Raw genomic sequence first — 9,853 nt, forward strand, 5'->3', positions numbered from 1 at the left:
GGTTAGCCGCCCCCGGCCATGGATGGCCGATGGCGGCGGGCCCACGGAGCAGGACCGGAGCGAGGGCATGCCGAGCCTAGGCGAGGCACCGAACGAAAGGGGCAAGAGCCCTTGGTTACTTGGGGCTCTTCCAAGTGACCCGCCGTAAGGGCGGAACCCATAGCCGCCGTGACCGAAAAAACGGATATGCCCCCAATCCCCCAACGCCAAACCCCAAACACGACGAAGGGACTTTAAACCTTGTACACAGAAGCTAGTCTGAAGAGTAAGCCGTACAACGGCTGCCGCCGGCCATTGCCGGACACTGAGACTGCCTGCCATGAGCAGGAGCGCCATGAGGTTTTTATGAAAATCCGCGAGCTTGCCCAGCATTGGGAAGAAAACGCCAAGGGTCGTCTGACCGAGACCGGCTACACGATTCATCTGGACGTGGAGGCCGCCGCACGCTTGGCGGCGATTACCGAAATGTACCCGAAACGCCAACCCGAAGAACTGCTCGGCGAGCTGATCGGGGCCGCCCTGGAAGAGCTCGAAAAGAGCTTTCCGTATGTGAAAGGATCGACCGTCGTGGCCACCGATGAGGAAGGTGATCCACTGTATGAAGACGTTGGTCCGACCCCGCGATTCCTCGCGTTGTCCCGCCGGCATTTGCACGATTTGTCATCCGGTGAAGACAAGCAAAAGCACTGAATTCCCTGCCAATGATTCACCTGTAGGAGCGAGCTTGCTAGCGATGGTCGACGACGAAAACGCGGGGTTACTGAACAAGCGCGGCGTGTCGGAATCCATCGCGAGCAAGCTCGCTCCTACAGGTGTGCGCACCACTTCCCCTTCCCAAAACCACCGGTTTAGAGCCTTGCCCATTCGGTCAAAATTTTCCCGCCAATAAACCAACTTCTCTGAACTTTTAAAAAACGCCTCGGGTCACACCCATTAACCACGCCTGGGATGGCCGATTCGAAACACCCCGGAAATTGAAGGTTACGGCTCCTTGCCCAGGATGGATTTTTTAGTTTTTCAGGAGTTATCCCAATGGAGTTGAAAACCATGAAGACGCGAACTGGCACATCCTCGTTCAATCATCTGCATGGCCTGAAACTGGCCGCACTGGCAATCGGCACCAGCTTCGTGCTGGCCGGTTGCGCCGGCAACCCGCCGACAGAACAATTCGCCGTCACCCAATCCGCCGTCAATGGCGCGGTCAGCGCTGGCGGCACCGAGTTTGCGGCTGTGGAAATGAAATCCGCGCAGGACAAACTCAAACAAGCCGAAATCGCCCTGCACGACAAAAAGTATGACGAAGCCAAAACCCTCGCCGAACAGGCTGAGTGGGATGCCCGTGTGGCCGAGCGCAAAGCTCAGGCGTTGAAGGCCGAACAGGCTGTGAAGGACTCTCGACAAGGGGTTCAGGAACTGCGTCAGGAAAGCCAGCGCACCGTGCAGTAAACGGCGCGACACGACGCACTTCTTACTCGACTAAAAGGACGAACCACTATGCATAAGCACTTGATGATCCCTGCCCTGTTGGCCGCCAGCGTTGCACTGGCTGCGTGCTCGACACCGCCAAATGCGAACCTGGAACAGGCCCGAACCAATTATTCCGGCCTGCAGGCCAACCCACAAGCCAGCAAAGTCGCGGCGCTGGAAACCAAGGACGCCAGTGATTATCTGGACAAGGCCGACAAGGCTTACCTGGACAAGGAAGCCCCGGCCAAGGTCGATCAACTGGCGTACCTGACCAATCAGCGTGTTGAAGTGGCCAAGCAAACCATCGCCCTGCGCACGGCGGAAGCCAACCTGAAAAACGCATCGGCGCAGCGTGCCCAGGCGCGTCTGGATGCGCGGGATGCGCAGATCAAGCAATTGCAGGACAGCCTGAACGCGAAGCAGACCGACCGTGGCACGCTGGTGACCTTTGGTGATGTGCTGTTCGCCACCGACCGCGCGGACCTGAAGTCCAGCGGCCTGGTGAACATCAACAAACTGGCGCAGTTCCTCTCGGAAAACCCGGATCGCAAAGTGATCGTGGAGGGTTACACCGACAGCACCGGCACCGCCAGCCACAACCAGTCGCTGTCGGAACGTCGCGCGGATTCCGTGCGTGCGGCACTGGTGAAAATGGGCGTTGATCCGGCACGCGTTGTTGCGCAGGGTTACGGCAAGGAATACCCCGTCGCGGAGAACTCCAGCGTCTCGGGCCGGGCGATGAACCGTCGGGTGGAAGTGACCATTTCCAACGACAACCAGCCGGTGATCCCGCGTTCGGCGGTTAGCTCGAACTAAACGCCAGGCAGAAACGCAAAAGCCCCGCCTGATTTGATCAGGCGGGGCTTTTTTTGGGCTGATGTCGACACTGACCACCCTGTCTCTGTGGCGAGGGAGCTTGCTCCCGCTGGCCTGCGAAGCAGGCCTTCAACCCGCTCTTCATTCAATCAGTGAAATTGCATCAACCAGATGACGACTGCTGCGCAGCCGAGCGGGAGCAAGCTCCCTCGCCACAAGAGCCTCATCATTGACCCATAACGAGTTGTTACGGTTGCAGCTTCTGCGGCGTTTCCTGCCCCATGCAGCGTACGGCTTTTTTCTGGCCGTTGATCAACACGCCGCTCAGGCCTTTTTGTTCGGTGTCGAATAGCACCAGCACGCCATCGATGCACTGGGCCACTTGCGCAGCCGGGTCCAGGGATATTTTGTAGTCCTCCCCCGGCACGGTCTTGAGCATGGTGAAGTCGCTGAGCAGCAACGCATCTTCAGGCTTGGCGAAGTGCAGGTAGCCGTAGTACCACAGGCACCCGACGGTGCCGAGGATGCTGCAGATACCGGTGATGATCAGCGGGATGGCGTTACGTTCTTCACTCATTGCGGACTCTCTGGTGGTTCATCTTCTGAATTCGGGACCGGCGGATAATTCGGGATTTCCCCCAGTCGACGCAGACCGTTGAAATGCTGCGGGTCATCGAGATAACGCAGCATGACCTTGCGCCAGACCGGGTCGGCGAACGTCTGCACATGCCCGCCACGGGTCAGTTGCAGCACCCTCGGCGGCGGCGCAGCTTGATACAGAAGGATGCCGTTGGAAAGAGGCACGATCGGATCGTCGATGCTGTGATAAATCAGTTTGGGCACGCCGTTGAGCTGCGCGATCGAATTGATCGCGCTGTCGCCATCCGGCACCAGCCAGGACAGCGGCACCTGAAACGTCCAGAACAGCCATGAATTGCTTAGCGCATAACGCCCGACGCTGCGGTAGCTGGCAGGCACGCCATCCATCACGAAAGCCTTGAGCTGTTTTTGCCGCTCGGGGTGTTGAACGAGGTAGTGAACGGCCATCGAACCACCGAGGCTCTGGCCCAGCAGGATCAGCGGTTTGCCTTTGACCTCGGGCGCCTCGTCGAGCCATTTGAACGCAGCATCGATGTCCTGATAGATCGCCGGCAAACTCGGCTCGCCCTCGGACAACCCGTAGCCGCGATAATCAATCAGCAGCACTTGATAACCGGCCTCCGGCAACCACCAGCTTCCGCCCAGGTGCATCGGTAAATTGCCGCCGTTGCCGTGCAGGTGCAGCACGGTGCCTTTGACCTCGACCCCTTTTTTTGCCGGCAGCCACCAGCCGTGCAGCCTGACGCCATCGGCGGTGGTCAGGGTGACGTCGCGGTAGTCGAGATGGGCTTTTTCCGGGGTGAACAACTGGCCCGGCTCGGGATAGAACAGCAGGGAGCTGCAACCACCGAGGGTCAGGAGAAGGCAGAAGATGCCGAGGATTCTCATCCGTTGAAACCTCGCAACGTGTAGTTGGAATACGGACCAAATGTGGGAGCGAGCCTGCTCGCGATGGCGGTGTATCAGACAACCGAAATGTTGAATGTTAAACCGCTTTCGCGAGCAGGCTCGCTCCCACATTTTGACCGCGTTATCTTTACAGGATGTTTGAGTAATCCGCCTCGATCCGGTCCAGGCTCAGGTGATTGAGGAAGTTGGAGAAGCACATCCACGCCGACAACGCGTTCATGTCACGGAACTGTTCCGGCAAGTACTTGGGCGGCACCACCAACCCCTCATCCACCAACTGACGCAGGGTGCGCATGTCTTCCAGCGTGGTCTTGCCGCAAAACAACAGCGGTATCTGCTCAAGCTTGCCTTTACGCACGGCCAACTGAATGTAGTTGTAAACCATGATAAAGCCCTTGAGGTAGGACAAGTCTTTGGTAAATGGCAGGCCATTGGGCACCGAGCCACGGAAAACGCGACTGGCGTTGCCGTAACTTTCGGGCATCTCGAAACCCTGCTCGCGGAAGAACTCGAACACCTGCAGGAAGTCGGCGCCCTCCTCCACCATGTGAATGGCACGGGTGCGGTTCGTCAGTTTGCGCAAGCGGCTCGGGTAGGAAGCGAAGGTGATGATTTCCATCAGGATCGCCAAGCCTTCCTGGGTCACCGTCGACGACGGCGGGCCCTTGGAGAGGAAGGTACAGATCGGCTGGTTCAGCCCGTTGAGCGTGGTGCCGACATGCACCAGGCCTTCATGGACTTCCAGCGCGCGCACATCGCGCTCGTTGAACATCGCGTCGGTGCGGATCTTGATGTAATCGGCCCCGGCCGCCGCATCGGCGACGATGCCATCGGACTCGAACACCCGGATGGTTTCCTCGGCTTCACCAAATACCTTGCTCAGTCGGGTTTGCAGCAGGCTCACCGCATCCTTGGCGGTGAGGATTTTCGGCTCGTCCTTCAGGTCGCCCCGGCCATCGATGTTGTTCAGGTAATCGGAGAGCATCAGCCCGAGGTCGGACAGGGTCGGGTCGCCGGCGTGGAACGCGTCAGACGCGGCGCCGTACAGCTCCTGGGAGATCAACCCGAAATCCTCGGTGCCGCGCGCTTCGAGCATGCGCACCACCATCCGGTATTCCTTGCACATGCGGCGCATGATCTGGCCAACCGGGTTGAACTGGCCGAGCTGGCGGGTGATGTCGCGCTCGATGTTCTGGAACTCCAGCTTGACCTTGCTGGAGTCGAAGGACAGCGGCCGATTCAGGTAGTAATCTCGGTCCACCGCGGGCATTTCCTTGCCTTTGGCCTTGAGGAATCCCTTGCGGATGTTGTCGTCCCATTTGACCGCGTCGAGGACGCGAATCGGCGTCTGCGCCAGCACAATCCGATCGGACAAAATGCGTATCGTCTGCTGGTAATCGTCCACCCGAAACTCCTGTAGAAAAACCGTTATGTGCTGGGTTATTTGGCTTTGGCCAGGCGCTGATAGCGCACTGCCTCGACGAAAACATCGGAATTGGCCGGATCATCGAGGTACTTGAAGACCTGGTCCATGCGGGTATCGATCAGCACGCCGTCGCCGTCGCGGGTCTGGAAACCTTCGCCAGTGAGGACGTTCTGTCCCAGGGCCTGGTTGATCTGCTCGAGGTCGAGGTTGTAGACCACCAGTTCATGCTTTTCTGTGAGTTCGAAACCGGCAATGGTGAAATGCCCGCCGAACTGCGCCGGCACTTTCGCCGACAGGTACCAGCGATCGCCATGGTGCGACACCGTGAACGGGTAGGCTTCGCGCTCCCGGGGCCTGGCCCTGAAATAACTGACGGCCTGATAGCGATTATTGCCAAGGCGCGTCAGCTCAAGGTTCATCGGTTCCCCCCAGGCGTTGGTGCTGGTCCACTTGCCGAGCAACCCTTTGGGCGCGGGATCGCTGTCGGGCAGTGGTTCCTTGAAGGTCACCAGACAGCCACTGAGCAGCAGGCACGACAAGGCGATCACAACGACACGCCAGGCTTTCATTCAACACTCCCTATCGATAAAGCGCGATCTCAAACCGCCCCCGGCCCATTGTAGGAGCGAGCTTGCTCGCGATGGCGGAGTGTCAGGCAACAAAGACATTGAATGTCAGACCATCGCGAGCAAGCTCGCTCCTACAAGGTTTACGCTGAAGCCAGCACCAGATGCATATAGCGCGTCAGGATGCCGAGCATTTCAGCTTCGGCCACCGGCTCGGCGTTATTGAGCAGGCCCTGATATTCCATCCGTCCGATAATCGCCGTCAACACTTTGGCATCCTGTTGTGGCTCGCGGGAGCCCAATACTTCGAACAGCTGACACGTCCCTTGCAGCAGAATCTGCTGATGGGAGCGCACCAACAGCGCCAGGCGCGGGTTGAGCAGCGCTTCCTGGCGGAAGGCCTGTTCGGCCATCAAGTGTTCACGTCGGTTGACCAGTTGCCGGTGAACATAGTCGGCCATCAACCGCGCGATGTTGTCCGCCAGTTGCGAGCGCGACTCAGGGCTGCCGTCGCCGCTGAGCACCATTTCACGCAGCAAGCCTTCGTTGTTCACCCACAGCTTGGCCATGAACGCCGCGCTGCGTTCCACGTATTGGGCAAAGGTATCGGTGAGCAGGTCATCGATGTCCTTGAAATAGTAAGTCGTGGCCGACAGCGGCACACAGGCTTCAGCCGCCACGGCACGGTGGCGCACGGCCCGCACGCCCTCGCGCACGACAATGCGCATCGCCGCGTCGAGAATGTCCTGTCGACGCTGCTCGCTGCCCTGTCGGCTGGCCTTTCGGCCCTGGTACTGAACACTTTCAGCGACCGCAGTGGCGATGCCCGCTGCACCTTCTTGAGCAATTGCATGGTTCACGACAGGTCTATCCTCTCAACCGAAAGCAACAAATTGATACGTTTGTACCAGACAGGCAATAAAAAGCCGCCTGAATAGGCGGCTTTTTAATTGAAACACTTACGCTTGGGGCCGCATGTGCGGGAACAGGATCACGTCGCGGATCGACGGGGAGTTGGTCAGCAGCATCACCAGACGGTCGATGCCGATGCCTTCACCCGCCGTTGGCGGCATGCCGTACTCCAGCGCGCGAACGAAGTCGGCGTCGTAGTGCATGGCTTCGTCGTCGCCGGCGTCCTTGTCGGCCACCTGGGCCATAAAGCGCTCGGCCTGGTCTTCCGCGTCGTTCAACTCGGAGTAGGCGTTGGCGATTTCACGGCCGCCAATGAACAGTTCGAAACGGTCCGTGACGTTCGGGTTTTCGTCGTTACGACGGGCCAGTGGCGACACTTCGAACGGGTACTGGGTGATGAAGTGCGGCTGTTCCAGCTTGTGCTCGACCAGCTCTTCGAAAATCATCACTTGCAGCTTGCCCAGACCTTCGAAGCCCAGCACCTTGGCGCCGGCTTTCTTGGCGATGGCGCGCGCCTTGTCGATGTCGGTCAGGTCGTCCGCGGTCAGCTCAGGGTTGTACTTGAGGATCGAGTCGAACACCGACAGACGCACGAACGGTTCGCCAAAATGGAACACCTTGTCGCCGTAAGGCACGTCGGTGCTGCCCAGCACCAGCTGCGCCAGCTCGCGGAACAGCTCTTCGGTCAGGTCCATGTTGTCTTCGTAGTCGGCGTACGCCTGGTAGAACTCCAACATGGTGAATTCTGGGTTGTGACGAGTCGAAACGCCTTCGTTACGGAAGTTGCGGTTGATCTCAAACACTTTTTCAAACCCACCAACAACAAGCCGCTTGAGGTACAGCTCAGGCGCAATGCGCAAGAACATTTCCATGTCCAGCGCGTTGTGGTGGGTTTCGAACGGCTTGGCCGCAGCGCCGCCTGGAATGGTTTGCAGCATCGGTGTTTCGACTTCGAGGAAGTCGCGCTTCATCAGGAAGCTGCGGATGTGCGCAATCACTTGCGAACGCACGCGGAAGGTCTGGCGCACTTCTTCGTTGACGATCAGGTCAACGTAACGCTGGCGGTAGCGCTGTTCGGTGTCGGTCAGGCCGTGGTGCTTGTCCGGCAGCGGGCGCAGGGATTTGGTCAGCAGGCGCACGCTGGTCATTTCAACGTACAGGTCACCTTTGCCGGAACGGGCCAGGGTGCCTTCGGCAGCAATGATGTCGCCCATGTCCCAGGTTTTCACCGAGGCCAGAGTGTCTTCGGACAGGGTCTTGCGGTTGACGTAGACCTGGATGCGACCGGTCATGTCCTGGATCACCATGAACGAGCCACGGTTGAGCATGATGCGACCGGCAACCTTGACCGGGATTGCAGCCTCTGCCAGCTCTTCCTTGGTCTTGTCCGCGTATTGCTTCTGCAGGTCCTGGCAGTAGTTTTCGCGGCGGAAGTCGTTCGGGAAGGCATTGCCCTTGGCGCGCTCGGCAGCAAGCTTTTCCTTGCGCAGGGCGATCAGGGAGTTTTCTTCCTGTTGCAGGGCTTGCGGGTCGAGTTCTAGGTCGCTCATGTCTTTAAAAATTCCATCACAGGTTCGTTGCCCCCAGCCTGCGGCTGGGGATCGCCGGGCAAGGACTAGGCGTCCCCCCGGCTCCTACAGTCTTTACAAGCCTGATTTCAGGCTGGCTTCCAGGTATTCGTCGATGTCGCCGTCGAGCACCTTGTCGCAGTCGCTGCGTTCGATGTTAGTGCGCAGATCCTTGATCCGCGACGCGTCAAGCACATAAGAACGGATCTGGTGACCCCAGCCGATATCCGACTTGGTGTCTTCCAGTGCCTGGGACGCAGCGTTGCGCTTCTGCATTTCCTGCTCGTACAACTTGGCCCGCAGCATTTTCATGGCGGTGTCCTTGTTCGCGTGCTGGGAACGTTCGTTCTGGCAGCTGACCACGGTGTTGGTCGGTACGTGGGTGATACGTACGGCCGAGTCAGTGGTGTTTACGTGCTGGCCACCGGCACCGGAGGAACGATAGGTGTCGATCCGCAGGTCGGCCGGGTTGATCTCGATTTCCACCTTGTCGTCGATTTCCGGGGAAACGAACACCGCAGAGAACGAAGTATGACGACGGTTGCCGGAGTCGAACGGGCTCTTGCGCACCAGGCGGTGTACGCCGATCTCGGTACGCAGCCAGCCAAAGGCGTATTCACCCTTGATGTGCACGGTCGCGCCCTTGATGCCAGCGACTTCACCGGCCGACAGTTCCATGATGGTCGCGTCGAAACCGCGTTTGTCAGCCCAGCGCAGGTACATGCGCAGCAGGATGTTGGCCCAGTCCTGGGCCTCGGTGCCACCGGAACCGGCCTGGATGTCCAGGTAGGCGTTGTTCGGGTCCATTTCATGGCTGAACATGCGGCGGAATTCAAGCTTGGCGAGGTTTTCCTCGAGACGGGCCAGCTCGGCGACGACGTCGTCCACTGCGCCTTCGTCGTTTTCTTCGACGGCCATGTCCAGCAGGTCACGGCAATCGGCCAGACCGGTGTTCAGTTCGTCGAGGGTATCGACGATCTGTGCCAGCGCAGCGCGCTCGCGGCCCAGTTCCTGGGCGTATTCAGGTTTGTTCCAGACACTCGGATCTTCAAGCTCGCGATTGACCTCGGTCAGACGCTCATGCTTTTGATCGTAGTCAAAGATACCCCCGAATAGTTTCGGAGCGCTCGGACAGGTCCTTGATGGTGTTAAGGATCGGGTTGATTTCCATGGCGGGCAGCACTCGTTGGCGAACTTTTGAAAGCCGGCGAGTATAACGGCAAAAGGCCGAAAACGGCAGCCCGCTTGGCCGAAAAGGCCCGTTTCGTTTTCGGCGTTGCGGCTTGGAAGCACATTTCCGAAACACACACCGATCAACTGTAGGAGCCAGCCTGCTGGCGATAGCTGCGTATCAGTCCGCGTGTTTTGTGATGGTGTACATATCCATTCCTGCGGCAACGGCTGCTAATGGTTCCGCCCTTACGGCGGGTCACTTGGAAGAGCGCCAAGTAACCAAGCGCTTTTGCCCCTTTCGTTCGGTGCCTCGCCTAGGCTCGGCATGCCCTCGCTCCGGTCCTGCTCCGTGGGCCCGCCGCCATCGGCCATCCATGGCCGGGGGCGGCTAACCCGGCATCCATGCCGGGTTGCCC

10 protein-coding genes are annotated in these 9,853 nt (G+C 59.1%); 3 read left to right on the plus strand and 7 right to left on the minus strand.

Annotated features, from left to right (window positions below; translation table 11 throughout):
- The first annotated feature begins 345 nt into the window (after positions 1 to 345).
- From EJA72_RS23480 to EJA72_RS23490, 3 genes are all read left to right on the plus strand, one after another.
- The gene (locus tag EJA72_RS23480) at positions 346 to 690 is read left to right on the plus strand and encodes a pilin assembly protein (protein WP_157714270.1); all 345 of its coding nucleotides are present in this window, start codon (positions 346 to 348) and stop codon (positions 688 to 690) included.
- Between the two features lie 342 nt (positions 691 to 1,032).
- Positions 1,033 to 1,446 (plus strand): DUF4398 domain-containing protein, encoded by a 414-nt coding sequence (locus EJA72_RS23485; protein WP_157714272.1) that lies wholly within the window; start codon positions 1,033 to 1,035, stop codon positions 1,444 to 1,446.
- Between the two features lie 48 nt (positions 1,447 to 1,494).
- Positions 1,495 to 2,283, plus strand: coding sequence for an OmpA family protein (locus EJA72_RS23490; protein ID WP_157714274.1), 789 nt, complete (start codon positions 1,495 to 1,497; stop codon positions 2,281 to 2,283).
- A 247-nt stretch (positions 2,284 to 2,530) separates the two neighbouring features.
- On the opposite strand, the gene EJA72_RS23495 is transcribed toward EJA72_RS23490, so the two are convergent.
- From EJA72_RS23495 to prfB, 7 genes are all read right to left on the minus strand, one after another.
- Positions 2,531 to 2,860 carry a hypothetical protein gene (locus EJA72_RS23495; protein ID WP_157714276.1) on the minus strand — a complete coding sequence of 110 codons (330 nt, stop codon included), beginning with the start codon at positions 2,858 to 2,860 and terminating at the stop codon, positions 2,531 to 2,533.
- The gene (locus EJA72_RS23500; RefSeq protein ID WP_157714278.1) at positions 2,857 to 3,771 is read right to left on the minus strand and encodes an alpha/beta hydrolase; all 915 of its coding nucleotides are present in this window, start codon (positions 3,769 to 3,771) and stop codon (positions 2,857 to 2,859) included. Before EJA72_RS23500 ends, EJA72_RS23495 begins: the two co-directional genes overlap by 4 nt.
- Positions 3,772 to 3,919: 148 nt before the next feature.
- Positions 3,920 to 5,197 (minus strand): flavohemoglobin expression-modulating QEGLA motif protein, encoded by a 1,278-nt coding sequence (locus EJA72_RS23505; RefSeq protein WP_178129549.1) that lies wholly within the window; start codon positions 5,195 to 5,197, stop codon positions 3,920 to 3,922.
- 35 nt (positions 5,198 to 5,232) lie between these two features.
- Positions 5,233 to 5,787, minus strand: coding sequence for a hypothetical protein (locus EJA72_RS23510; RefSeq protein ID WP_157714280.1), 555 nt, complete (start codon positions 5,785 to 5,787; stop codon positions 5,233 to 5,235).
- A gap of 140 nt (positions 5,788 to 5,927) precedes the next feature.
- Complete coding sequence (locus EJA72_RS23515) at positions 5,928 to 6,644, minus strand: TetR family transcriptional regulator (RefSeq protein ID WP_178129550.1); 717 nt, start codon at positions 6,642 to 6,644, stop codon at positions 5,928 to 5,930.
- A gap of 99 nt (positions 6,645 to 6,743) precedes the next feature.
- A complete protein-coding gene (gene lysS, locus EJA72_RS23520; RefSeq protein ID WP_157714283.1) occupies positions 6,744 to 8,246 on the minus strand; it encodes a lysine--tRNA ligase in 1,503 nt (500 codons plus the stop codon).
- A 93-nt stretch (positions 8,247 to 8,339) separates the two neighbouring features.
- A protein-coding gene (gene prfB / locus EJA72_RS23525; RefSeq protein ID WP_157714285.1) for a peptide chain release factor 2 occupies positions 8,340 to 9,435 on the minus strand; the annotation gives its coding sequence in 2 pieces (ribosomal slippage) (positions 8,340 to 9,362 and positions 9,364 to 9,435; 1,095 coding nt in all).
- Between the last annotated feature and the right edge of the window lie 418 nt (positions 9,436 to 9,853).

The sequence above is a fragment of the Pseudomonas sp. PB120 genome (assembly GCF_009761815.1).
In the GTDB taxonomy this organism is placed as follows: domain Bacteria; phylum Pseudomonadota; class Gammaproteobacteria; order Pseudomonadales; family Pseudomonadaceae; genus Aquipseudomonas.

Bases quoted from the DNA above. Each gene is read 5' to 3' on its own strand.
- EJA72_RS23480 (WP_157714270.1), top strand. From the start codon at position 346: ATGAAAATCCGCGAGCTTGCCCAGCATTGGGAAGAAAACGCCAAGGGT.
- EJA72_RS23485 (WP_157714272.1), top strand. From the start codon at position 1,033: ATGGAGTTGAAAACCATGAAGACGCGAACTGGCACATCCTCGTTCAAT.
- EJA72_RS23490 (WP_157714274.1), top strand. From the start codon at position 1,495: ATGCATAAGCACTTGATGATCCCTGCCCTGTTGGCCGCCAGCGTTGCA.
- EJA72_RS23495 (WP_157714276.1), bottom strand. From the start codon at position 2,860: ATGAGTGAAGAACGTAACGCCATCCCGCTGATCATCACCGGTATCTGC.
- EJA72_RS23500 (WP_157714278.1), bottom strand. From the start codon at position 3,771: ATGAGAATCCTCGGCATCTTCTGCCTTCTCCTGACCCTCGGTGGTTGC.
- EJA72_RS23510 (WP_157714280.1), bottom strand. From the start codon at position 5,787: ATGAAAGCCTGGCGTGTCGTTGTGATCGCCTTGTCGTGCCTGCTGCTC.
- lysS (WP_157714283.1), bottom strand. From the start codon at position 8,246: ATGAGCGACCTAGAACTCGACCCGCAAGCCCTGCAACAGGAAGAAAAC.